Consider the following 22,764-nt stretch of genomic DNA (forward strand, 5'->3'; position numbering starts at 1 on the left):
GCGTGGACACCGAACACACCGAGGGGACCGAGGAGTTCGCCCTGCCCCGGTCGCGGACGGCGAACGAGCGGCTGCACGCCCTGATCCCCGGGGGCGCGCACACCTACGCCAAGGGCGACGACCAGTACCCCGAGAACCTGGCCCCGGTCATCAGCCACGGCCGCGGTGCGCACGTGTGGGACATCGACGGCAACCGCTACGTCGAGTACGGCTCCGGCCTGCGCTCGGTCAGCCTCGGCCACGCCCACCCCCGCGTGATCGAGGCGGTGCGGCGGGAACTCGACCGCGGCTCCAACTTCGTCCGGCCGTCCATCGTCGAAGTCGAGGCCGCGGAACGCTTCCTGGCCACGGTGCCGACCGCCGAGATGGTGAAGTTCGCGAAGAACGGCTCCGACGCCACCACCGCCGCGGTGCGACTCGCCCGCGCCGCGACGGGCCGCCCGCGGGTGGCCCTCTGCGCCGACCATCCGTTCTTCTCGGTCGACGACTGGTTCATCGGCACCACGCCGATGTCCGCGGGCATTCCGGAGGCGACCACCGACCTCACCATGGCGTTTCCCTACGGGGACTTGGCCGCCACGGAGGAGCTGCTCACCCGCCACCCGAACGAGGTTGCCTGCCTGATCCTCGAACCCGCCACCCACACCGAGCCGCCGCCCGGGTACCTCGCCGGTCTGCGCGAGCTGGCCGACCGGCACGGCTGCGTACTGATCTTCGACGAGATGATCACCGGCTTCCGCTGGTCCGAGGCGGGCGCCCAGGGCCTGTACGGCGTCGTCCCCGACCTCTCCACGTTCGGCAAGGCGCTGGGCAACGGCTTCGCCGTCTCCGCGCTGGCCGGGCGCCGCGACCTGATGGAACTCGGCGGCCTGCGGCACTCCGGCGACCGGGTGTTCCTGCTGTCCACCACGCACGGTGCGGAAACGCATTCCCTGGCGGCCGCGATGGCCGTGCAGACCACTTACTCCGAGGAGGGCATCACCGCGCGGCTGCACGCCCTCGGCGAGCGGCTGGCCGCCGGTGTCCGCGACGCCGCGGCCGGCATGGGCGTCGGCGACCACATCGTGGTCCGGGGCCGGGCCAGCAACCTGGTCTTTGCCACCCTGGACGAGACCGGGCAGCCGTCGCAGCAGTACCGCACCCTGTTCCTGCGCCGGCTCCTCGCGGGCGGGGTGCTGGCCCCGTCGTTCGTGGTGAGCAGCGCGCTCAGCGACGCCGACATCGACCACACCGTCGACGTGGTGGCCCAGGCGTGTGCGGTGTACCGAAAGGCACTGGACGCCGCCGACCCCACCCCATGGCTGGCCGGACGCCCGGTGAAGCCCGTGTTCCGCCGCCTGGCATGACGTGACGTGACGTCAGCTAGGCCACAGCCGGACGGGGGTCGGCCACCTGATCGACCAGCCACGCGGTCGCCGGTACCACCGCCAGCGCGGTGAACCAGCCGCCGAGGACGTCGGTCGGGTAGTGCGCGCCCAGGGCGACCTGCGCCCAGCCCATGGCGGCGCCGGCGACCAGCGCCGCGGCGAGCACGAGTGCCGTGCCGGCCGTCCTGCCGAGACCGAGCCGGCGGGACGCGAGCAGCGCCACCGTGAGGGCGAACGCGGTGAGGAAGGCGGTGTGCCCGCTCGGATAGGAGAGGTTGCCGTCGCCGTGGATGGTGCGTCCCACCACGGACTTGAGCAGTGTGGTCGTCCCCACGGTCACGCCGGTGCCGACAACGACGAGCACCGCCGCACGAGGACACCGAAGCAGCAGGCACCCCGTCACGCCGGCGAAGACCAACGTCGCCGCTCCCACGGGTTCCCCCAGGAAGTCCGTGGCCAGAGCGACGTGCCGCCAGGGCGGCCCCACACTGTCCGCCGTCGGCTGGACGATCCACCTGTCCACCCTGCCGGGCTCACTGTGCCCGGCGAACAGAACCCCGAGCACGACGACCACCACCGCGGCGAGGGCGGCGACCAGCCCGAGCGACGCGCGCAGCGCCGGGGGCAGCACCGCGGACTCGCGCGGCAGTGGTTCGTGTCGCAGTCCCATGTCCCCCGCCGCCACCGCGCTGCCGCGCCCCCGCCAGTCCCTGCTTGCCACCCCACCCTAACCAGCAGTACGGGCAGCGCCACAAGCCATCGCGGAGTCACCCCCGCGGTGAACCGTCGTCACCGTGAAGGCCGCCTTCGCCCACGACGCGGATACCCGTCTTCTCCCCCGGGCGAACGGTCAGGGGACCCGCGACCCGGATGCCGACCGGGGTGTCGTGGCCCTCGACGGTCACGGTGACCATGGCGTCGTGGCCGTAGTACGAGACGTCGGTCACCGTGCCCCTGACCGTGCCCACGGAGTCCACGTCGGTCAGGTGGAGCTGTTCCGGCCGGAGCAGGACCGTGCCGGCGCGCAGGCCGGCAGGAGGGTCGGCGAGGGGCACGGCGCCCAGGGCCGTCACGGCCGTGCCGTCGTCGTCGACGGTGCCGCGGAGCAGGACGGCGTCGCCGACGAAGTCGGCGATCCAGGGGTCCGCGGGACGACGGTAGAGGTTCTGCGGGGTGTCGCACTGGGCGACCCGGCCGTCCCGTACGACGGCGACGAGGTCGGCGGTGGACAGGGCCTCCTGCTGGTCGTGGGTGACGAGGACCGCCGTGGCGCCGGTCGCCCGCAACGCGGCCCGTACGTCCGAACGCACTCCCGTCCGCAGCGCGCTGTCCAGGGCGTTGAACGGCTCGTCCAAGAGCACGAGTTGGGGGCGAGGGGCGAGCGCGCGGGCGAGGGCGACGCGCTGTTGCTGGCCGCCGGAGAGTTCGTGCGGCATGCGGTCGCCGTGTCCGGCGAGGCCGACCAGGTCCAGCATCTCCTCGGTGCGGCGTCGTCGTTCGGCCCGGTCGGTGCCGGTCAGCCCGAAGGCGACGTTGCGGGCGACGTTCAGGTGCGGGAAGAGGGCGCCCTCCTGGGGCACGATGCCGATGCGGCGGCGCTCCGGCGGCAGGTGGACGCCGGGGCCGACGAGGGTGCGGTCGCCGAGGCGGACGGTGCCCGCGTCGGCGTGCAGGAATCCGGCGACGATCCGCAGCAGGGTGGTCTTGCCGCAGCCGGAGGGGCCCAGGACGGCGGCCAACGCGCCTGCGCGGACGGTGAGTGCGAGCCCGCGCAGGACCGGCTCCCCGGCTCCGTAGGACTTGGTGAGCCCTTCTATGTGCAGTTCGTTCATGTCCGGTGCCTGCCTAGGAGGTACGAGGGGACGGCGGCCAGCAGGATCAGCGCGGCGGCGTAGGGGGCGGCGGCCGCGAAGGATCCCGCGCCGGTCTCCGTCCACAGCCGGGTGGCGAGGGTGTCCATGCCGGTGGGGCGCAGCAGGAGGGTCGCGGGGAGTTCCTTCATGCAGACCACGAAGGTGAGCGCGGCGCCGGCGGCCACGCCGGGTGCGGCCAGTGGCACGGTGACCTCGCGCAGCACCTGCCACGGCCGTCGTCCCAGTGAGCGGGCCACGTCCTCCAGGACGGGCGGCGCCTGGAGAACGGCCGCCCGGGTGGCGGCCACCGCGACCGGCAGGAAGAGGACCGCGTACGCGCCGACGAGCAGCGGGAGTTGCTGGTAGAGCGGGTAGGCGTAGCGCACGGCGAAGAAGACCAGCGCGAGGGCGACCGTGATGCCGGGCAGCGCGTGGCCGGCGTAGGCCGCCTGTTCCAGCAGCCCTGCGCCGCGCCCTCGGTGCCGGGCGGCGATCACCCCGACCGGCAGGGCGAGGAACGTGGTGAGACCCGCGCCCGCCGCCGCGACCCCGAACGTGGCCCACGCGGTCTGAGCGAGCCCGCCCAGGTCCCAGGTGGCCGAGCTGCCGACGGCCAGCCAGTACCCGAGGGTGCCCAGCGGGAAGGCGACGGCGACGGCCGTCACCGTGCCGCACCACAGCAGGGCGAAGGGCCGCCACCGGCCGAGGGCGACCGGAACGACCGGGCGGGCGGTGCCCGTTCCGGTCCTGGCGTGGCCGGCCCGGCCGCGCGTACGGGCTTCGGCAGCGACCAGTGCGATCGTCATCGCCACGAGGACGACGCTGAGCGCGGCGGCCGGAGTGCGGTCGAAGGAGGCGCGGTAGGAGGTGTGGATGGCCCGGGTGAAGGTGTCGTACCGCATCAGGGAGACCGCGCCGAAGTCGGAGAGCACGTACAGCGCGACGAGGAGGGCGCCGCCCGCCGCGGCCGGTCGCAGCTGCGGCAGGGTGACGCGGAGGAATGTGCCGAGCGGGCCGTGGCCGAGGGAGCGCGCCGCCTCCTCCTGCGCCGGGTCGATGCCTCGCAGGGCCGCGGCCGCCGGCAGATACACGTACGGGAAGCTGACCAGCGTGAGCGCGAGGGCGGCGCCGCCGAAACCTGCGAGGCCCGGTTCGGCCGACAGCCAGGCGAAGGCGGCGACATAGCTGGGCACGGCGAGCGGCAGCGTGGCCAGCACCGACCAGGCGCGGCCGCCGGGCAGTCGAGTGCGGACGGTGAGCCAGGCCAGTGAGACACCCAGGAGCAGACAGGCGGTCACCACCACGGCGGTGAGGCCGAGGCTGCGTCCGAGGAGGTCCAGGGTGCGTGTGTCGGCGACGACGTCCCAGGCGAAGGCGGGGCCGCGTTGCAGGGCGCGGACGGCGAGATAGCCGAGTGGCAGCAGGGCGAACAGGGCGGCCGCGCAGGCGGGGACGAGCAGGATCAGGGGCGGTCTGCGACCGGCCGTGCCGAATCGTCCCGCCAGGCGCCTCCCTCGTCTGCGACCGCTGTCCGGCCCGTGTTGGGGCTCGCGCCCGACCGGGGCGGCGGCGAGGGTTCCGGTCGGGCGTGCGGAAGACGGCGATGTGGGCACGGCGGGCTAGACCAGTCCGGCTTCCCGGAGCATGGCCAGCGTCTCCTGCAGGGACTGCAGCTTGCCGAGGTCGATGTCGGGGGACACCAGGGACTCGAACGGCGGCAGGCCCTCGACCTTGCTGGTGACGCCCGCGGCGAGCGGGTACTCCTTGGTCTCGTCGGCGAAGTAGGTCTGCGCCTCCTTCGACAGCAGGTAGTCCACCGCCTTCTGCGCCGCCGCGCTCTGCCCGCTGTCCTTGAGGATGCCGGCGCCGGCGACGTTGATCAGCGCGCCGGGGTCCTTGCCGGGCAGGAACTTGAGCTCGGCGTCGACGTTGTCCTCGCCCTTCTCGGCGACCCGCTCGTACCAGTAGTAGTGGTTGACCAGGCCGAGCTCGACCTCGCCGGCCTCGACCGCGTCCAGGGTCGCCAGGTTGTGGGCGTACGTCTTGGCGCCGTTCGCCTTCAGGTCCTCGAGCCATTTGCGGGTGATGTCGTCGCCCTTCAGGACCCGCATGCCGGTGACGAACGCCTGGAAGGAGGCATTGGTGGGCGCGAACCCGACCTTGCCCTTCCACTCCGGCTTGACGACGTCGAAGACACTGTCCGGAACCTTGCCCTCGGTCACCTTGTCCGGGTTGTAGGCGATGACGCGGACGCGCCCCGAGAGGCCGACCCAGTCGCCGCCGGAGCCGCGGTAGGCGTCGTCCACCTCGTCGAGAGTCGTCTGCGGGAGCTTCTGCAGCATGCCTTCCTTGGACAGGGCGCCCAGCGCGCCGGCGTCCTGGGAGAAGAACAGCCCCGCCTTGGTGCGGTCGCCCTCCTCAAGGATCTGGGCGGCGAGTTCCGCGCTGTCGCCGTAACGCACCTCGACCTTGGTACCGACAGCCTCCTCCAGCTTGTCCAGAAGTGGCTTGACCAGCTTCTCGTTGCGGCCGGAGTAGATGACGAGGGAGGAGTCCCCGTTCCGACTCTCACCGTCCTTGTCTTCGGAGCCGCATGCGGCGAGGGCGGGAAGCAGCAGACCGGCCGTGAGCAGCGCGGTGATCTGACGAGCCGTGGGGCGTCGCATGGTGTGTGCCTTCCTGCGGGGCTCGCCTGCACGCGGCCGGTCCTGTCGGTGGAGAGCCAGGGGCGAAGCGATCCTGTGACGTTACTGTGGCTTGTTTTCGACCCTGCTATGAATAAGGTAAACCTTGCCTAACAGTCAAGGGTTGCTAAAGCGGACGTTGCCGCGGAAAGGGCGCGCCCCCGTGATCCACTCCTCCACGCCCCTCCCTGCCCCGCTCCCGGCCCCCCGTCCGGCCGGCCCCTCCGGGGCCGCCGTCCACCCGGCCATGCCCGCCCTGCCGCTCCCGCGGCCGAATGCAGTGCCGTTCGCACGCGAACTCGCGGCATACGGTGACCGCATCGCGCTCATCACGCCCGAGGGGCAGTTGTCGTATCGCGAGCTGGCCGAGCGGGTGGCCCTCACCGCCGAGCGCCTCGGGCCCGTACGGCGGCTGGTGCTGCTGGCCGGTGCCAACCGCACCGACGCGCTCGTCACACACCTGGCCGCCCTGTCCGCCGGCCACCCCGTCCTGCTCGTCCCAGGCGACAGCGAGAGCACGATCCGCTCATTGACCGAGGCGTACGCCCCCGACGTCGTGGCCCGCCCGCACACCGACGGGACCTGGACCCTCGACGAACGGCACCCCACGAGCGCCCACACCCTTCACCCGGACCTGGCCCTGCTGCTGAGCACGTCCGGCTCGACCGGCTCACCCAAGCTGGTACGGCTCTCCCACGACAACCTCCAGGCCAACGCCGAATCCATCGCCGCCTACCTCGGCATCGACGACACCGACCGGGCCGCCACCACGCTGCCCATGCACTACTGCTACGGCCTGTCCGTCATCCACAGCCACCTGCTGCGCGGCGCCGGGCTCGTCCTCACCGAACGGTCGGTGTCCGACGCCGCCTTCTGGGACGAGTTCCGCGCCGCCCGCGGCACCTCGCTGGCAGGAGTGCCGTACACCTTCGACCTGCTCGACCGGGTCGAGTTCGCCCGTATGCACCTGCCGCACCTGCGCTGCGTCACCCAGGCCGGGGGGCGCCTTGCGCCGGAACTCGTCGCCCGGTATGCCGAGTTGGGCCGCCGTTCGGGCTGGCAGCTGTTCGTGATGTACGGCCAGACCGAGGCAACGGCCCGCATGGCCTACCTCCCGCCCCAGCTCGCCGCCGAGCGCCCCGAGGCCATCGGTGTGCCGATACCCGGCGGCTCGTTCCGGCTGGACCCCGTCGACGGACACGGTCCGGGTGCCGGGGAACTGGTCTACTCGGGGCCGAACGTGATGCTCGGTTACGCCGAGAGCCCGGCCGACCTCTCCCTCGGCCGCACCGTCGAGGAGCTGCGCACCGGGGACCTCGCCCGCCGCGCTTCCGATGGGCTGTACGAGATCATCGGCCGCCGCAGCCGCTTCCTGAAGATCCTCGGCCTGCGGATCGACCCGCAGCGCATCGAGGCCCTGCTGGAGGCACACGGCGTCGCCGCGTACTGCGCGGGGGACGGTGAGACTCTGGCCGTGACCGCGCTCGGGGACGCGAGCGCGCAAGGCCGCATCCGGCGGCTGATAGCACAGGACTGCGGGCTCCCGCCCCACGCCGTACGGGTCCGCGCCCTGGCCGAACTCCCCCGCCTGGCCTCGGGCAAGCCCGACTACGAGGCCGTACGACAACTGACGCGCCCCGCGGCCGAGGCGGCGTCCGACCCCGCTGAGGATCTGGTCTGCCTCTACGCGGAGATCCTCGACCGCGTCGACGTCACCGAGGACAGCAGCTTCGTCAGCCTGGGCGGCGACTCCCTGTCCTACGTCGAGATGTCCCTGCGCCTGGAGGAGTCGCTCGGCCACCTGCCGGCCGACTGGCACACGAGAACCATCCGCGAGCTGCGACCCCTGACCGCGCCCGTGGCCCGGACGCCGGACGAACGGGACGGGTCGGTGCCGCGGCGGGACCGGGGAATCCGAAGCGCACTGCGCACCTGGACCAGCCCCGACTCCTGGGGAACCCGCCGCACCCTGGAAACCGGCGTCGTCCTGCGCGCCGCCGGAATCGTCCTCATCGTCGGCTCACACGTCCGGATCTTCGACATCAAGGGCTTCGCCCACATCCTCCTCGGCGTGGCGGGCTACAACTTCGCCCGCTTCCTCCTGACCGACGCCACACGCCGCGAGCGCATACGGCGCCTTGGGCGCAGCATCGCCCGCATAGCGGTGCCGAGCATGGTGTGGATCACCGGCGCCGTTCTCCTGACCGACTTCTACGACCCCGCCAACGCCCTGCTGCTCAACACCCTCCTCGACCAGGGGAACGATCGCTTCGACTGGGCCTACTGGTTCGTGGAGGCCCTCGTCTACTTCCTGATCGCCCTGACTCTCCTCATGGCCGTACCGCTGCTGGACCGGCTGGAGCGACGGTACGCGTTCGGCGTGCCGCTGGCCCTCATGGCCATCGGCCTGGTCGGCCGCTACGACCTGCTCGGCCTGGCGTCCGTCCGACCCCAGCTGAGCCCCTCAGTGGTCTTCTGGCTCTTCGCACTGGGGTGGGCGGCCGCCCGGGCGGACACCGTGCGGCAACGGGCGCTGCTGACCGCGGCCCTGCTGCTCACCGTGCCCGGCCTGTTCGAGGACCAGCCCCTGCGCACGGCCCTCGTGATCGCCGGGCTCGGCCTGCTGATCTGGGTGCCGACCCTGCCCAGCCTCGGCCCGCTCAGCACGCTCGCGGGTGTCCTGGCCAGCAGTTCCCTCTACATCTACCTGACGCACTACCAGGTCTACCCCTACCTCCAGGAAGACTTCCCGATCACCGCTCTGCTCGCCTCCCTGGTCATCGGCGTGGGCTACGCGACGGTCGTGACCCGGACTGCGCGAACGATCCGGTGGCTGTGACCACGATCCTCCGCCACGCACATCAGCCTCTCGTAGGTCAGGAGCCCTCAGCCGGGCTGCGCCCAGCCGTGCAGGCTGAACCGCCGGGCTCCCTCCAGGTTCCGGCGAACAGCGTCCTCGCCGGCGCCGAGGAACGCCACCACGCCTCGCCCGACCGGTCCCCTTGCCTGACTACGGCGTTGAACCGGAGAGCCATGTCCTCACCGTGGCTACCCGAGACCATCACGGTCGACGTCGGTATCGGTCGCCGCCAGCACCGCGACCCGAGTGTGAGTGGGATCGAGTACGGCGAAAGCCACGTCCGACGTGTCGTGGTGGAACCAGTCCGTGAACGCCATGAATCGCAGCCACCGGTGATCCGCGGCCTGCCGCACCGCCTCCAGGAACGGCACGTCGGCGGGCAGCCCCATGAGCGCGTACAGACTCCCCCAGGCATACAGCCGCGCGTACGCCGCGCCCTGTCCCCGGCCATTCACCCCGCCGTGGTACGACGCCGAGAACAGCTCGTCGAGTACATCGTCCGGCGTCGTCGCGCAGGCAACCGCGCTGCCCCGGCGCCTGCCTTCGCCTGCCAGACAGCGCAGGGGCAGTTCCTTGAGGAAGGACATGCCGAAGTCGTCCGGGCTGAGCGGGCTCGGCAGTGTGAAGAACCGCGCCTCGGGCTCACGGGCCCATCCGCCGGCCGTGAACGGCCGGACAGCCGCCTTCGCCCGCGCGTCGTCACGTGTGTCACTGGCCCTGCGGCCCGCGACGGCACCGCTGTCGGTCGAGGGAACCTCCGGGAAACGCGACCGAAGCTGATTGGGCGTCTTGACCGGCCCCAGTCCCCGGACACGACCCGTGAAGCGATGCTCGATGTCCAGTCGCGTCCTGGGCAGCCGAGCCAACGGGTGCCCCAGCTCACCCAGCCTTTCGGCGTACGCGTCCAGGGCGCGCCGACCGGCCCCTGCGCCGATCAGCGCCAACTCTCCGAGGAGACATGCCCGCAGCTCGACAGCCGGCCCCTGGATCCCGTCCGGCAACTCGCCGAACAGGGACTCAAGGTCCCGCAGCTGCTGAGCCTTGACCAGCTTCGCAGCCACCGAACGCAGCAACCGATCGGCTTCCCCACGATCCGTGGCGCCGAGGGGCAGCAGCCGACTCACGATGTCCACTGCAACCGTCGCACACTCCCGCGAGCACGTATCGGCGAGGGCCTCGGCGATACGCCTGACGGCCCCCGCCACAGGGGCGCCGCCAGGCCCCTCGCCGGACACCCCTCGGCACAACTGCTCCGCCGCTCCGTACAGTTCCTCCGGCCGGAGCTCGGCCAGATGCTTGAACTCTGCTCCGGGCCGCTCCCAGAGAGGCCGGTCGGAAACGCCGTCACCGGTCGTCACTTGGTTGTGGCTCACGCGCCGAATCTACGAGCAAGAGGTTCTCGGGTGTCCCGGGCGACGAAGGAGACCGACAAGTACGAGGACGACCCCACCGAGGCGCATGCAGACTCGGCCCCGCGTGCGCTACCGGGCGCACGAGCTACCGGCACACCCTCCAGCATCGCCCGTCCGAGGGACCGTTGACCTTTTCCGGGGCGCTCGAGATACGTCCTGGCGGCACAGACGCCACTATGAGTCCAAGCAGGAAGCCCGCACCACCGAACACCCTTGGCGGCAAGATCGGTGGAGCGAGCACTGAGTACCAGGAGGTACCGCAATGACTGTGGCTCCAACTCGCTCCGTACTGTCAATGGCTCGCCCGAAGGGCTGGGCGGCCCTGCTCATCGTCATCGTGATCGTCTATGCCCCGGCGGCACAGATCCAGGACACCTTGACCAGCCTGATCGCTCTGTCAGCGGTGCTCGTCTCGGGCTCGGCGGTGAAGGCCGTATCAGCGCGTCAACCGCAGACGACCGCCTGAGGACGGACTGAACTCGATCGGGCCGGGAGGGGAAGGCCTCCACCCGGGAAGCCGGGATAGGGCCAAGCGTGCTCCTTGCGTGCCCGATCGAGTAGACCACTCGACACGCCCCTAGTCTGACCGGACGCCCTCACCGCCTGCAGCGCACGCACCGCACATGACACGAGCCGACAAACCCCGGGTCAGGAACCCTTACCCACCGGTTCAAGAATCGCCACGCACTCCACATGGTGCGTCATCGGGAAGGTGTGCAGTTTGGCCCCTCCCAAGAAACATGCAGGTCAGAGCGATTTCGAGGGCGGAATGCAGACGTCTCAGAGAGCCTCGTGCGTCATACGTGCGTCATCGCCACAGCCATGCGTCAAGCGCGCGGAGCGCGATCGATGCCCTGACCGCAGGCTACGCGCTGGCAGGCCGCGCCGCTGGCACTGCGCGAGTTGCCGCCTTCATCTGTCGAAGCGCCGCGGAATCGAGGAGCCACCGCCGAAGCCCCCTGACCGGCAAGCGCCAGATCAGGGGGCGTGGGGAGGCGACAGGAGTCACGGGCGTAAGGAGAATCAGCAAACGCTCGGCCACTGCGTGGGCGACCCGCCACCGCCCACCTCCGCTCGAATGCACCCTCAGCCACAGTGGTTCGTGCGGGACCTGGGCAGTCGCCGCCAGAGGCTCCTAGTACTCCAGCCGTAGATCGTGATCTTGTGGGCAGGGCTGGGATCAGGCGACAGGGATCGATATCGGATCGCGTGAGGTGGTCGCCCCGCTGGCACGCTTCCCCCATGGATCACGCAGAAGTACTGCTCATCGGAGGACGAGCTGGTGTCGGCAAGACGACGGTGGGATGGGAGGTTTCGGCGCTACTGCGCTCCCCGCACACCCGCACCCGGGCCGGCAGCGACCCCCGACGATGCTGAGGAGGTGGCCGACGAGGAGCGGCTGCTTCTCGCGACCGCGACGGCGCACCCCGCTGACATCGAGCAGATGCCGTGGCTGACCGCCGACGACTTCACGCACCCCTTGCACGCCGGGCTGTGGCAGTGCCTGACCGCTCTGACCCGGCGCCGTGCCCCCGTCCACCCGGTCACCGTCCTGTGGGAGGCCCAGCAGCGCGGCCTCCTCACCCCCGGCATCGCGCCCGCCCTCCTCGGAACACCGGCCAGTTCCCCTCAATACTGGGGCGAGCGGATCCTCCAGCGCTTCCTCCTGGCCACCGCGCGTCAAGTGGGCCACCGCATTGAAGCGTCCACCGACGACCGGGCAACCACCCCGTATCAGCTCATCGTCGGCAGCCGACGCGCGCTCGCCGAGCTGTCCGCCGTGCGCACCCGCTGGCACCACGCCACCTCACCGACCCCGACACCGCTGCCCGCACGAACCAGAGCCACGGCACCGCCCCGGGCCGGCCCGCCGCGGACCACGGCTCCCCCCGCCGCCCGCATCTCCCGCTGACCCGGAACCCGCCGGTGGCCGGGCCCCAGAAGGTTCCGGCCACCGGCAGAATGAGCACCCCTTCGTGACGCCCCCATCCGCCGGCGCGCAGGTCCGCCTCGACATGCACGCCAGCGCCATGACCGCCACGGTCACCGGCCCCGAACGGAACTGGCCCGCGCTGCGCTGACAGCCCGTGGCTTCGAGGCCCTCGACGAAGACACCCTGTTCATGGCCCGCATCGATCACGAGGAGTGTCAATGACTGAGTCAAGCCGACTGCATGGTCTATCGAAGAGCGCCGAGGCCCAAGTCTTGCCTGTGCAGCTATCGCCGCCTCGCCGTGCAAAGGCTGGTTCCGCAGTGATTTGCCGCCGAAGATCGACGATGATGGGGCCCCTCGCACCAGACGACGACAAGGGGTGGGTGACGTGGCCAGCCTGATCAGGCGCCAGGAGTATCCGGTGAATGTGGACTACAACGGATGGGCCTTGCAGGACTTCGACGACACGCAGGTTCCTGTGCAGTTCCCTGAGGGCTTCGAGAGCGACACGTTCCTCACTGCTCACCCTGGGCGCCTTGATTTCTACAGTGCCGGGCACACCCACACCGCGTCCCTGATGGTGGAGATCTGGGACGGGGAGCCGGCCGTGCCGGCAGGAGAGTGGGACGAGACAGCCCTGGCCAGCATCGTTTGTTCTTCGGGCAAGTTGCGCGCCAGGGGGATGGCGGCAGGACCGATGCCAGAGGCGATCGAATTGTCGGACGGGCCGGGCGTCTGGACGGTGCGCGTGGTGTGCACCGGCCGTGAGGCGGCAGCTGCGCAGACCCAGCACGGTGTGGTGCACGGAGTCGAGCGCTACATCGCACAGTTCTGGCCGAACGCCTAGATTGCTGAGGGGCGGCTCACATCTCCCGAGCCGCCCCCGCACCTGGCCAAGGGCGCCTACGAAGTGATCTCGACCATGAAGCCGTCGTCCGGTCCGTCTATAACCCTGTTCTTGTCGTAGAACTGCGCGAGCAGGATTTCTGCGTCCCTGTTGCTCTCCTTCTTCACGGGCAGGACACTGAAGTTGCCCGGCTCAGCGAGCGGGTCGTAGTCCGAGTGGCCCGACCCCTCATACGTAGATGCCATCGGGTACTCATCGCATTCCCGCGCGTATCCGGCTGACGTCGCGTAGTCCTTGCCGAAGTACTTCCCGCAGTTGTAGGTAGAGCGGTTACGGTTCAGCTCCCGGCGTTTGTTGTCCCAGTACAGGCGCGTCAGCGCGGGATCTGGGCTTTTACCTGGAACGTCCTTCTTCGCCATGGGGGGCTGCGTCATCCCCGGCTTGGTGAACGCCTTCTGCGCTAGGCAGGTATGGAGCCTTGTCCCATCGGGGCGGCAGCATGAACAAGTCGCCGCCCGTGATCGGCAGCGATGACCAGGCGGGCGGTGCCTTGAGGCTGATGTTCGGCACATACACCGCAGCGATAAGATCGGTCTTCGCGCTGTCAGACCCCTGGCCGGCGGCGACGGTCAACGTGTGCTTGTACGTGTCCGCACCCAGCAACTGACTCCATGTCCGGGTGAAGGGCATCTTAACGCCGCCCTGCGTGTACGCCGCCGTGGACGGCCAGAGATGGGTGATGCTGCCCTTCGTCGTGATGCCCATCGCGGCAGCGCCGTTCTCCTTGGCCGCGGTGAAGTCGGTGAAGTAGTACGTGACCGTGATGGTCCTGCTGTTCTTCGGAATGGTGCCGATGGCAAGAACATCGAAGTGACTGGTGCCGACCGGCTCCCCGTTGCGCAGCCAGACCTGTTCGAACTGTTTACCAGAGCACAGCGCGTAACGGGACTTGATGTAGAACGTCTTCGTCGCCAGTCCCGCAACGCACTCCTGAGTCGTCATCGTGTGCGGCGGCTCAGGAAAGCTGACTGCCGTCGGCGCTCGGGAGGCAAGCGGCTTACGACCCGGAGGCTGGTAGCGTGCCGAAGCCTCCGTGGCGAGCGGAGCGAAGGTCTTGGCCTGGCCGAGCGTCTCACGAGGCAGAACGGCCTGCGTGGTGTCCTCGCTGGAAAGGACACGTAACTTGCTCGGCTGTTGTTGAAGTTCGGCGAGGTCGAGCGGCTCGGCGTTCACCGGCCGCATGTAAGACTCCATGCTCAGCGAGTCAGAGCCGTCAGCCTGGGCACTACTCAAGGGCATGAGCAGTGAGGCCACCAGCCCGGGCACCACGTCTTCCCAGACCCTCATTGCCTGGTCGGCGCGAGAGGTGCGAAGCTCGGTTGTCGCGCAGGAGGGCCCACCAGGACACTGGCGCGTCGGCGGGCGAGCGCGATAACGGCCTGCACGCGCTTGCGGCCCTGCCGCGCTTCTTGAGGTAGAAGTCCCTGTTTGGGCCTTCGCGGATGATGCTGGTCTGCGCCGACAGGTAAGAGACCCTGCGTAGACGTCGGCTATAGCGCTTGGGCCGGTGCAGGTTGCCGGTGCGACGACCCGAGTCCCCCGGAACTGGCACCAGCCCCGCCGCGGAGGCCAGATGGCCGGCGTCCGGGTCGGCCGGACAGCAGGATGCGGTGCACTGGAATGAAGCCGAAACGCTCCAGCCGGGCGCGCTGACACTGCTCGTGCAGCACGCGGTCCAAAGACGCTCGTAGCCCCGCGTCCAGGGTCACCTGCAGCACCGGGGCGGGGGTGGCGCCGGTCGCGGTGAGGGCCCACATACGGCCGGAGACGGGTGTCCCGTAGGGGCTCAGGCCTGGTGAGAGGCGTGCCCGCTCGCTCAGCGCTTCCAGCAGCAGCTGCTCGTCTACTACGTCTCGGCCAGCCAGGATGGCCCGGCGTCTCGACGGCTCGGGCCTGACCCTCATGAGCAGCCATCCGCAGACCGCCGTTCCCGCTCACCGCCCGTCGCAGCGCACTGTCGATCAGACCCATACGGCCAAACCCGCCCCACAGAGTGCCATCAGAGCGCCTGAGCAGGGACACAACGGGCCTGACGCCACATCAGAAAGAGCGTCAAATGAGCGTCGGCAGCGTCAAGGTATCGCCCGTAGCGCCCACACCGCACATAATGCGCACGCACAAAACCGCAGGTCAGGAGCCCTTCGCGGCCGGTTCGAGGATGGCGACACACTCCACATGATGAGTCATCGGAAACAGATCGAACGCCCGCAGCGTCCGCACCCGATACCCACCGTCCCTGAAGTACCCCAAGTCCCGCGCCAACGCCGCCGGATCGCACGCCACGTACGCGATCCGGCGCGCCCCCAGGGACGACAGATGCTCCACCGTCTTCCGGCCCGCCCCCGCCCGCGGCGGGTCAAGCACGATCAGGTCGACCTCCGTGATCCCCGTGCGCGGCAGCACGCTCTCGACCTTGCCCTGCTCGATCCGCACGCGGTCGAAGTCCGCGAGGTTGTGCCGCGCGTCCTCCACCGCCCGCTTGCCGGACTCGATGCCGAGGACCGCGCCCTGGTCGCCGACCCGGTCGGCGAGCGCGCCCGCGAAGAGGCCGACGCCGCAGTACAGGTCGAGGGCCATGTCGCCCTTGCGGGGCAGGAGGCCCTGCATGACGGCCGTCACCAGGGTGTCCGCCGCCTGCGGGTGGACCTGCCAGAAGCCGCCGTTGCCGACGCGGTGGGTCCGGCCGTCCGCGCGCTCGCGGACGAAGGGGCGGCCGTGGACGCGGTGGACGCCGCCGGAGCGCTCGTCCACGCGCAGCACCGACACCGGGCGGTCCAGCTCGACCAGCGGGAGGCGCGCGCCCGGCTTCGGCGTGAGGATCACCTGGCGGTCCTGCGAACCCGTCGCCGCGATCGCCTCGACGGAGTCCATGCCGGTCCAGACCCGCTTCTCGATGCCCAGCTCGCTGACCCCCTCCGCGGCGATCATGCAGTGGTCGATCGGCTCCACCTCGTGGGAGCGGTGCCGGCGCAGGCCCGCGCGGCCGTCGGCCGTGACCGCGTACTGGACGCGGGTACGCCAGGACGGGACCTGGCCAGCGGGCACCTTGTCGCCTTCGGCGGGCATCACCGTGCCGTCCCAGCCGGCCTCCTCAGGGGTGAGCCCGGCGAGGTGCTGGAGCTGCTCGGCGATGACGTCGGCCTTCAGGCGCCGCTGCGCACCCGGCTTGGCGTGCTGCCAGTCGCAGCCGCCGCAGCGGCCGGGGCCGGCGAACGGGCAGGGGACGTCGATCCGGTCCTTGGAGGCGTCCAGCACCTCCACCGCGTCCGCGCGCAGGAACCGGGCGCCCTCCTCGCCCTCCGTCACCCGCGCCACGACCCGCTCACCGGGCAGCGCGTGCCGGACGAACAGCACCTGGCCCTCGGACGTACGGGCGATGCAGTGGCCGCCGTGGGCGACGGGGCCGATCTCGACCTCGTACTCCTCCCCCACCAGCGACTTCCTCGGTTCTGCCTGCATGGTGGGGTGACTCCAAAACACGTGAGGGGCAAGGGCCGAACGGAAACGGCCGGACAACAGCCCACCAGTCTACGTGGGTGCCGCCCGGCCGCTTCACACGAGCCGTCACACGAACCGTCGTCTCACGACTTGTGCTCGGTGGACTCCTTCGACCGCACCTGTGCGGGCCCCCGCCGCACGGAACCCGGCGCGTTCCACTCCTGCTGCCTGCGGGCCCGCTTCTTGGCCGCCTCGGACGACTGCAGCTGGTACGGCACCGAGGTCACCATGATCCCCGGCGTGAACAGCAGCCGGCCCTTCAGCCGCAGGGCGCTCTGGTTGTGCAGCAGGTGCTCGTACCAGTGGCCGACGACGTACTCGGGGATGATCACGGACACCGCGTCCCGCGGCGACTCCTTGCGCAGTCCCTTGACGTATTCGATGATCGGCCGCGTGATCTCGCGGTAGGGCGAGTCCAGGACCTTCAGCGGGACGTCGATGCCGCGCCGCTCCCACTCCTCGCGCAGCGCCTTGGTCTCCGCCGGGTCGACGTTGACGCTCAGGGCCTCCAGGCTGTCCGAGCGCATCAGTTTGGCGTAGGCCAGGGCGCGCAGCGTCGGGCGGTGGATCTTCGAGATCAGGACGACGGAGTGGATCCGGGACGGCCGTACGCTGTCGTCGCTCGGGCCCTCCGGGGCGGCGATCTCCTCGGCGACCCGGTCGTAGTGCTTACGGATCGCCGTCATCGTCGCGTAGAAGATCACCATGCCGAGCAGGGCGACCCACGCGCCGTGCGTGAACTTGGTGACGAGGACGACCACCAGCACGAGGCCGGTGAAGAAGGCGCCGAAGGCGTTGATGGCGCGCGAGCGGATCATGTGGCGGCGCTTGGCCTGGTCCTGCTCGGTGGCCAGGTGGCGGTTCCAGTGCCGGACCATGCCGGTCTGGCTGAGCGTGAAGGACACGAACACGCCGACGATGTACAGCTGGATCAGGCGGGTGGAGTCGGCGCCGTAGATCCCCACCAGGAGTCCGGCGGCGCCCGCGAGAAGCACGATGCCGTTGGAGAAGGCGAGACGGTCGCCGCGGGTGTGCAGCTGGCGCGGCAGGTAGCGGTCCTGGGCGAGGATCGAGCCGAGCAGTGGGAAGCCGTTGTAGGCGGTGTTCGCGGCGAGGAACAGCACCAGCGCGGTGGCCGCGGCCAGCACGATGAACAGGAAACTGCCCTTGCCGAAGACGGCCTCGGCGACCTGGGAGATCACCGGGTTCTGCACGTAGTCCCCGCCGAGCGGGACGCCGTTGTGGAAGAGGTCGCGCCCCGGGTTCTCGGCCATGCGGACGTCGGTCGCGGCGGCCAGCGCGATGATGCCGCAGAACATGGTGACGGCCAGCAGGCCCATCATCGCGAGCGTGGTCGCGGCGTTCTTGGACTTGGGCTTGCGGAAGGCCGGGACGCCGTTGGAGATCGCCTCGACGCCGGTGAGCGCGGCGCAGCCGGAGGAGAAGGCGCGCAGCAGCAGGAAGACCAGGGCGAAGCCTGCCAGGCCCTGGTGCTCGGGTTTGATGACGTAGTCCGCCGTCGGGGCGCGCATGGTGTCGTCCAGGACCAGTCCGCGGAAGGCGCCCCAGGCGATCATGGTGAAGACGCCCGCGACGAAGACGTACGTCGGGATGGCGAACAGCGAGCCCGACTCCTTCACGCCGCGCAGGTTCATCAACGTCAGCAGCACGATCACGCCGATCGCGCAGAGCACCTTGTGTTCGACCACGAACGGGATCGCGGAGCCCAGGTTCTCGATGCCGGAGGAGATCGACACCGCGACGGTGAGGACGTAGTCGACGAGCAGCGCGCTCGCGACCGTCAGGCCGGCTCGGGGGCCGAGGTTGGTGTTCGCCACCTCGTAGTCGCCGCCACCGCTGGGGTAGGCGTGCACGTTCTGCCGGTACGAGGCCACCACGGTGAACATCAGCACGACGACCGCGACCGCGATCCACGGACTGAAGTGGTACGCCGTCACACCCGCGATCGACAGGACCAGCAGCACCTCCCCCGGCGCGTACGCGACGGAGGACAGCGGGTCGGAGGCGAAAACGGGTAGTGCGATGCGCTTCGGCAGGAGCGTTTCCCCCAGCCGGTCACTGCGCAGTGCGCGCCCGATCAGGATCCGTTTGGGCACGTCGGTCAGTTTGGACACAACAGTGGATCGTAAGCGTTCGATTGCGGGCTCGCCCACCCGCCACCCCCCATCGGCGTTCCGTCTGCTCTCCGAGTGAATTCAGAGGCTGCTGCGGCTGCGGGTTCGGCGGGTCCCCCGGATCCCATGCCTATATGACTAAGCCCCGTCCGTCTCCCGGCCGTTGCCGCCCCTGGAGGTCCCATGCACCCCACCGCAGAACTGATCGGCGCCACGGCCGCCCTCGTAGCCCTCGGGATCCTCACACTGGCGAGCGTGCGCAGCATCAGCCGTCGTAAGGAGGTTTCTGCGGGGACACGCTGAGACAGGAGCCGTGGCGGCACCGCAGCCCGTCATCGACTTGCGTCGCTCGGCCCGCTGCCTACCCGCGCCCGCTCCGCCACCCCCGCACGCAGTTCCTCCGGCCCGATGCTGTCCGTCCGGGTCGACGGGACCGTGCAGGCGTATGCGCCGGCCACTGTGCCGTGCAGGGCGCAGTGGTGGGGCGGGGCGCCCTGCAGCCAGGCGTGGAGGAACGCGGCGGCGAAGGCGTCGCCCGCGCCGTTGGAGTCGACGACCGGGGCCGGGGGCGTGGCGGCGGGTACGTGGGTCAGCTCGCCGTCGGCGAGGAGGTACGCGCCGTCCGCGCCGGCGGTGGCGACGACGGTCCGGGCCCTGCCCCGCTCGGTGATCCGCCGCATGGTCCGCTCCGGGTCGGCCAGGGCCGTGCTGGACAGGAAGACCAGGTCGGCCTGGTGGGCGAAGGGCTCGTGGTAGGGGTTGGAGCCGTCCCAGTCGTGCAGGTCGGTCGAGATCGTGATGCCCGCCTCGCGCAGGACGGGCAGCGCGTGCGCGCACGGCTGGGTGATGACGACATGGGCGTGCCGGCTGGCCGCGGCCAGTTCCCGCAGCGTGGACTCGGGCAGCCGGTCCGTCTCAGCCGAGCGGGTGGCGTCGTACAGCGACAGCCGCCGGCCGTCGGGTCCGACGAGATTGACCGCGCGCCTGGTGCCGAGCGGCTGGGGGACGGCGGTGAGCGCGATGCCGCGGTCGCGGTGCAGGGCGCGGACCAGGTCGCCCTCGGGGTCGTCGCCCAGCATGTCGACGTGGTGCGTGCGCAGCCCCAGCGCGCTCGCGGCCAGCGCGACGAAGTCCCCGCTCTGCCCCGCGCGCGTCACGATCCCGGGCCGGATCATGTGGCTGTCGGCGAACGGCACGGGCAGCTCGGGCACGTGCACGATCGTGTCCACGCCCGCGCCGCCCAGGACGAGGATGTCGATCTCGCTGCTCATGTCGGATTCCTCCCCCACCGAGGCCCGGCAGGGCCCTCGGCAACCCCCTCGACTTTGCCGATACGTTGGAGTCGGGCAGTCGAACGCGGCACCGGCCCCGGAAGGCATCATCGCGTGATTCCACCGGCATGATGTTGCCTGGCGGCCCGCACTCAGGCCGCGACTGGTGCCTGGCGAGCCGAAAGAGAGACATGAGCAGGACATTGTTGACGGTCAGAGGGCCCGTAGGAAGCACGGTGTGACGCGATGCATATTGTGATCATGGGTTGCGGAAGGGTGGGCTCCGCCCTGGCCCAGAACCTGGAGCAACAGGGCCACACGGTCGCCGTGGTCGACCAGGACCCCACCGCCTTCCGCCGCCTGGGCTCCTCCTTCGGCGGCCGCCGGGTCACCGGGGTCGGCTTCGACCAGGACACCCTGCGCGAGGCGGGCATCGAGGAGGCCGGCGCCTTCGCCGCGGTCTCCAGCGGTGACAACTCCAACATCATCGCCGCGCGGGTGGCCCGCGAGATGTTCGGCATCGAGAACGTCGCCGCCCGCATCTACGACCCCCGCCGCGCCGAGGTCTACCAGCGCCTGGGCATCCCCACCGTCGCGACCGTCCGCTGGACGGCCGACCAGATGCTGCGCCGCCTGCTCCCCTCGGGCGCCGAACCGCTCTGGCGTGACCCCACCGGCGGCGTCCAGCTCGCCGAGGTGCACACCTCCCCCGCCTGGGTCGGCCACAAGATCAGCCGGATCCAGGAGGAGACCGGGGTGCGCGTGGCGTTCCTGACCCGGCTCGGCGAGGCGGTCCTGCCCACCTCGCAGACGGTGCTGCAGGAGGGCGATCTGGTGCACGTGATGATGCGCACCGACGAGGTCGACAAAGTCGAGGCGGCGTTCGCCAAGGGTCCCGAAGAGGAGGGCGGTCACTGATGAGGGTCGCCATTGCCGGTGCCGGCGCGGTCGGCCGCTCGATCGCGGGCGAACTGCTGGAGAACGGCCACGAGGTCCTGCTGATCGACAAGGCGCCGACCGCCATCTCGGTCGAACGCGTCCCGCAGGCCGAGTGGCTGCTGGCCGACGCCTGCGAGATCACGTCCCTGGACGAGGCGGCGCTCCAGCGCTGCAACGTCGTCATCGCCGCGACCGGCGACGACAAGGTGAACCTGGTCGTCTCGCTCCTGGCCAAGACGGAGTACGGCGTTCCGCGGGTGGTCGCCCGGGTGAACAACCCGAAGAACGAGTGGCTGTTCAACGAGTCCTGGGGCGTGGACGTCGCCGTCTCCACGCCACGCCTGATGTCGGCGCTGGTCGAGGAGGCGGTGAGCGTGGGCGACCTGGTCCGCCTGCTCCGCTTCAGCCACGGCGACGCCAACCTGGTCGAGCTGACCCTGCCGGAGGAGTCGGCCCTGGCCGGCACGCAGGTCGGGGACGTCGAGTGGCCCGAGGACACGTCCCTGGTCACGATCATCCGCGGCACCCGCGTCCTGACGCCTTCGCGGGAGGACTCCCTGGAGGCGGGCGACGAACTCCTCTTCGTGGCCGCACAGGCCCGTGAGGAGCAGCTGGAGGACCTGCTGTCGGTACGCCGGGACAGCGCGGCGAGCTGAGCGGGGCCCCGCGGTGAGCAAGCAGAAGGGGCGTCCCGGGTTTCCGGGACGCCCCTTCTCTCGGCTTCCTTCAGCTCTGGTGGAGCCTCACTGCTCGGCGGACCGGGCAGCAGCCTCCCGTTCCCTCTCCTGCGCGGCCTTCTCCTCCGCCTCCATCTCCGCGAACACGTCGATCGGCGCGGGCGCCTTCGCCAGGAAGACCCACGTGAGCCATACGGCGAGCAGGAACGGCGGGATCTTCAGGGCGATCAGGACCCAGCCCAGCTGTGTGGTGTCGGCCCACCAGTACAGCGGGAAGAGGATCGCGCACTTGGCGAGCAGGATCGCGCCCCATGCGTAACTGGCCTTCGCGTACGCCTTCTTGCGGCCGGGGTTCCGCGTGCGCCAGGAGAGGTTCTCCTTGAAGACCGGGCCGAGGATCAGCCCGATCAGCGGGACACCGCACAGCGTGGTGATGATGTAGGCGAGTCCCAGGCCCAGCGTGTAGAGCATGCCGGGCAGGTAGAAGTCCTTGGCATTGCCGGTCATCATCGCGAAGACGACACCGAAGGCCACGCCGAAGACACCGCTGAAGGCGTGCTTGACGGTGTCCTTCATCACCAGCCGGACCACGACCAGCACCAGCGACACGGCCAGCGCCGCGATCGCCGACAGGTGCAGGTCCTTGTTGATCGTGTAGATGGTGACGAACAGCAGGCCGGGCAGCACCGTCTCGACCATGCCCCGCACGCCGCCGAACGCTTCGAACAGGGCGGCCTCGGTCACCGCCCGGGCGTCGTCCGCAGATGTCTCTTCGGTCGGCTTGTCGAGCGACGTCACCGGCTACTCCCGTCCGAGGGGTCTCAGTTCGTACTTGGGATTGAACAGCACCCGGCGGCCCCGGCTCATGGAGACCCGGCCCGATGCGATCAGCTTTCGCCCCGGCTCTATGCCCACGATCGAGCGCCGGCCGAGCCACACCACGTCCAGCGCGGCGGAGCCGTCGAACAGCTCGGCCTCCAGGGCCGGGACTCCGGCGCGCGGTCGCAGGGTGACCGTGCGCAAGGTACCAGTAACCGTCACTATCTGCCGGTCCTGGCAGTCTCCGATCCGGATACAGCCCGTGGTCTCGGTGTCCTCGCGCAGCTCCTCGGACTCCAGGTCCTCCTGTGACGAGGAGAGCCGGTCGAGCATGCGCCGGAACCGGCCCGCAGGCTTCTGCGAACGAGGAACAGCACTCATGTCTAGAGCGTACCGGGGCCTGCTGGAA

At 70.2% G+C, this 22,764-nt stretch carries 19 protein-coding genes and 1 pseudogene; 7 read left to right on the top strand and 13 right to left on the bottom strand.

Annotated elements, in window-relative coordinates; genetic code table 11:
• Nucleotides 1-2: 2 nt before the first annotated feature.
• A complete protein-coding gene (locus MQE23_RS11930) occupies nucleotides 3-1,346 on the top strand; it encodes a glutamate-1-semialdehyde 2,1-aminomutase (protein ID WP_037674031.1) in 1,344 nt (447 codons plus the stop codon).
• 16 nt (nucleotides 1,347-1,362) lie between these two features.
• Here the strand turns inward: MQE23_RS11930 and MQE23_RS11935 are convergent, their stop codons facing one another.
• The 4 genes from MQE23_RS11935 to MQE23_RS11950 all read right to left on the bottom strand — a co-directional run bounded on the left by MQE23_RS11935 (nucleotide 1,363) and on the right by MQE23_RS11950 (nucleotide 5,886).
• The gene (locus tag MQE23_RS11935; RefSeq protein ID WP_037674029.1) at nucleotides 1,363-2,037 is read right to left on the bottom strand and encodes a phosphatase PAP2 family protein; all 675 of its coding nucleotides are present in this window, start codon (nucleotides 2,035-2,037) and stop codon (nucleotides 1,363-1,365) included.
• 97 nt (nucleotides 2,038-2,134) lie between these two features.
• Nucleotides 2,135-3,199: an ABC transporter ATP-binding protein gene (locus MQE23_RS11940; RefSeq protein ID WP_020277318.1), complete on the bottom strand. Its 1,065-nt coding sequence runs from the start codon at nucleotides 3,197-3,199 to the stop codon at nucleotides 2,135-2,137.
• Nucleotides 3,196-4,725 (bottom strand): iron ABC transporter permease, encoded by a 1,530-nt coding sequence (locus MQE23_RS11945; RefSeq protein WP_051185755.1) that lies wholly within the window; start codon nucleotides 4,723-4,725, stop codon nucleotides 3,196-3,198. Before MQE23_RS11945 ends, MQE23_RS11940 begins: the two co-directional genes overlap by 4 nt.
• Nucleotides 4,726-4,839: 114 nt before the next feature.
• The gene (locus MQE23_RS11950) at nucleotides 4,840-5,886 is read right to left on the bottom strand and encodes an iron ABC transporter substrate-binding protein (protein ID WP_020277316.1); all 1,047 of its coding nucleotides are present in this window, start codon (nucleotides 5,884-5,886) and stop codon (nucleotides 4,840-4,842) included.
• A gap of 181 nt (nucleotides 5,887-6,067) precedes the next feature.
• On the opposite strand from MQE23_RS11950, the gene MQE23_RS11955 reads away from it, so the two are divergent.
• Nucleotides 6,068-8,743 carry an AMP-binding protein gene (locus MQE23_RS11955; RefSeq protein ID WP_243379146.1) on the top strand — a complete coding sequence of 892 codons (2,676 nt, stop codon included), beginning with the start codon at nucleotides 6,068-6,070 and terminating at the stop codon, nucleotides 8,741-8,743.
• Between the two features lie 209 nt (nucleotides 8,744-8,952).
• Here MQE23_RS11955 and MQE23_RS11960 read toward each other — a convergent pair whose 3' ends face one another.
• Complete coding sequence (locus tag MQE23_RS11960) at nucleotides 8,953-10,137, bottom strand: DUF6183 family protein (RefSeq protein WP_243379147.1); 1,185 nt, start codon at nucleotides 10,135-10,137, stop codon at nucleotides 8,953-8,955.
• A gap of 334 nt (nucleotides 10,138-10,471) precedes the next feature.
• Between MQE23_RS11960 and MQE23_RS11965 the strand changes: the two genes are divergently transcribed.
• From MQE23_RS11965 to MQE23_RS11975, 3 genes are all read left to right on the top strand, one after another.
• Nucleotides 10,472-10,642: a hypothetical protein gene (locus tag MQE23_RS11965; RefSeq protein WP_020277311.1), complete on the top strand. Its 171-nt coding sequence runs from the start codon at nucleotides 10,472-10,474 to the stop codon at nucleotides 10,640-10,642.
• Between the two features lie 915 nt (nucleotides 10,643-11,557).
• A complete protein-coding gene (locus tag MQE23_RS11970; RefSeq protein ID WP_347710130.1) occupies nucleotides 11,558-12,088 on the top strand; it encodes a DnaB-like helicase N-terminal domain-containing protein in 531 nt (176 codons plus the stop codon).
• A gap of 409 nt (nucleotides 12,089-12,497) precedes the next feature.
• Nucleotides 12,498-12,956 (top strand): hypothetical protein, encoded by a 459-nt coding sequence (locus MQE23_RS11975; RefSeq protein WP_243379149.1) that lies wholly within the window; start codon nucleotides 12,498-12,500, stop codon nucleotides 12,954-12,956.
• A gap of 56 nt (nucleotides 12,957-13,012) precedes the next feature.
• On the opposite strand, the gene MQE23_RS11980 is transcribed toward MQE23_RS11975, so the two are convergent.
• From MQE23_RS11980 to MQE23_RS12005, 6 genes and pseudogenes are all read right to left on the bottom strand, one after another.
• Nucleotides 13,013-13,375, bottom strand: coding sequence for a hypothetical protein (locus tag MQE23_RS11980; RefSeq protein WP_020277307.1), 363 nt, complete (start codon nucleotides 13,373-13,375; stop codon nucleotides 13,013-13,015).
• Nucleotides 13,350-14,198 (bottom strand): hypothetical protein, encoded by an 849-nt coding sequence (locus tag MQE23_RS11985; RefSeq protein ID WP_243379150.1) that lies wholly within the window; start codon nucleotides 14,196-14,198, stop codon nucleotides 13,350-13,352. The genes MQE23_RS11980 and MQE23_RS11985 overlap by 26 nt, the downstream gene beginning before the upstream one ends.
• 43 nt (nucleotides 14,199-14,241) lie before the next feature.
• Nucleotides 14,242-14,601, bottom strand: a pseudogene (locus MQE23_RS11990) (transposase); the annotation flags it as partial.
• 545 nt (nucleotides 14,602-15,146) lie between these two features.
• Nucleotides 15,147-16,475, bottom strand: a complete 1,329-nt coding sequence (locus MQE23_RS11995; protein ID WP_243379152.1) for a class I SAM-dependent RNA methyltransferase — start codon at nucleotides 16,473-16,475, stop codon at nucleotides 15,147-15,149.
• 122 nt (nucleotides 16,476-16,597) lie between these two features.
• Complete coding sequence (locus MQE23_RS12000) at nucleotides 16,598-18,649, bottom strand: APC family permease (protein WP_020277304.1); 2,052 nt, start codon at nucleotides 18,647-18,649, stop codon at nucleotides 16,598-16,600.
• A 332-nt stretch (nucleotides 18,650-18,981) separates the two neighbouring features.
• On the bottom strand, nucleotides 18,982-19,920 hold the full coding sequence (locus tag MQE23_RS12005; protein ID WP_243379153.1) for an adenosine kinase: 939 nt from the start codon (nucleotides 19,918-19,920) through the stop codon (nucleotides 18,982-18,984).
• Nucleotides 19,921-20,166: 246 nt separating this feature from the next.
• Here MQE23_RS12005 and MQE23_RS12010 point away from each other — a divergent pair, with 246 nt between their 5' ends.
• Both MQE23_RS12010 and MQE23_RS12015 read left to right on the top strand, forming a co-directional pair.
• Nucleotides 20,167-20,838 (top strand): TrkA family potassium uptake protein, encoded by a 672-nt coding sequence (locus tag MQE23_RS12010; RefSeq protein ID WP_037673997.1) that lies wholly within the window; start codon nucleotides 20,167-20,169, stop codon nucleotides 20,836-20,838.
• Nucleotides 20,838-21,515, top strand: coding sequence for a TrkA family potassium uptake protein (locus MQE23_RS12015; RefSeq protein WP_010035052.1), 678 nt, complete (start codon nucleotides 20,838-20,840; stop codon nucleotides 21,513-21,515). Before MQE23_RS12010 ends, MQE23_RS12015 begins: the two co-directional genes overlap by 1 nt.
• An 87-nt stretch (nucleotides 21,516-21,602) precedes the next feature.
• Here the strand turns inward: MQE23_RS12015 and MQE23_RS12020 are convergent, their stop codons facing one another.
• Both MQE23_RS12020 and MQE23_RS12025 read right to left on the bottom strand, forming a co-directional pair.
• Complete coding sequence (locus MQE23_RS12020) at nucleotides 21,603-22,334, bottom strand: DUF3159 domain-containing protein (RefSeq protein WP_020277300.1); 732 nt, start codon at nucleotides 22,332-22,334, stop codon at nucleotides 21,603-21,605.
• A gap of 3 nt (nucleotides 22,335-22,337) precedes the next feature.
• Nucleotides 22,338-22,736 carry an OB-fold nucleic acid binding domain-containing protein gene (locus tag MQE23_RS12025; protein WP_082319756.1) on the bottom strand — a complete coding sequence of 133 codons (399 nt, stop codon included), beginning with the start codon at nucleotides 22,734-22,736 and terminating at the stop codon, nucleotides 22,338-22,340.
• Nucleotides 22,737-22,764: the final 28 nt, after the last annotated feature.

Source organism: Streptomyces sp. HP-A2021, from assembly GCF_022807935.1.
Classification (GTDB): Bacteria; Actinomycetota; Actinomycetes; order Streptomycetales; family Streptomycetaceae; genus Streptomyces; species Streptomyces afghaniensis.

Bases quoted from the DNA above. Each gene is read 5' to 3' on its own strand.
- MQE23_RS11935 (WP_037674029.1), bottom strand. From the start codon at position 2,037: ATGGGACTGCGACACGAACCACTGCCGCGCGAGTCCGCGGTGCTGCCC.
- MQE23_RS11940 (WP_020277318.1), bottom strand. From the start codon at position 3,199: ATGAACGAACTGCACATAGAAGGGCTCACCAAGTCCTACGGAGCCGGG.
- MQE23_RS11950 (WP_020277316.1), bottom strand. From the start codon at position 5,886: ATGCGACGCCCCACGGCTCGTCAGATCACCGCGCTGCTCACGGCCGGT.
- MQE23_RS11965 (WP_020277311.1), top strand. From the start codon at position 10,472: ATGGCTCGCCCGAAGGGCTGGGCGGCCCTGCTCATCGTCATCGTGATC.
- MQE23_RS11980 (WP_020277307.1), bottom strand. From the start codon at position 13,375: ATGGCGAAGAAGGACGTTCCAGGTAAAAGCCCAGATCCCGCGCTGACG.
- MQE23_RS11985 (WP_243379150.1), bottom strand. From the start codon at position 14,198: ATGCGGCCGGTGAACGCCGAGCCGCTCGACCTCGCCGAACTTCAACAA.
- MQE23_RS11995 (WP_243379152.1), bottom strand. From the start codon at position 16,475: ATGCAGGCAGAACCGAGGAAGTCGCTGGTGGGGGAGGAGTACGAGGTC.
- MQE23_RS12005 (WP_243379153.1), bottom strand. From the start codon at position 19,920: ATGAGCAGCGAGATCGACATCCTCGTCCTGGGCGGCGCGGGCGTGGAC.
- MQE23_RS12010 (WP_037673997.1), top strand. From the start codon at position 20,167: ATGCATATTGTGATCATGGGTTGCGGAAGGGTGGGCTCCGCCCTGGCC.
- MQE23_RS12015 (WP_010035052.1), top strand. From the start codon at position 20,838: ATGAGGGTCGCCATTGCCGGTGCCGGCGCGGTCGGCCGCTCGATCGCG.
- MQE23_RS12025 (WP_082319756.1), bottom strand. From the start codon at position 22,736: ATGAGTGCTGTTCCTCGTTCGCAGAAGCCTGCGGGCCGGTTCCGGCGC.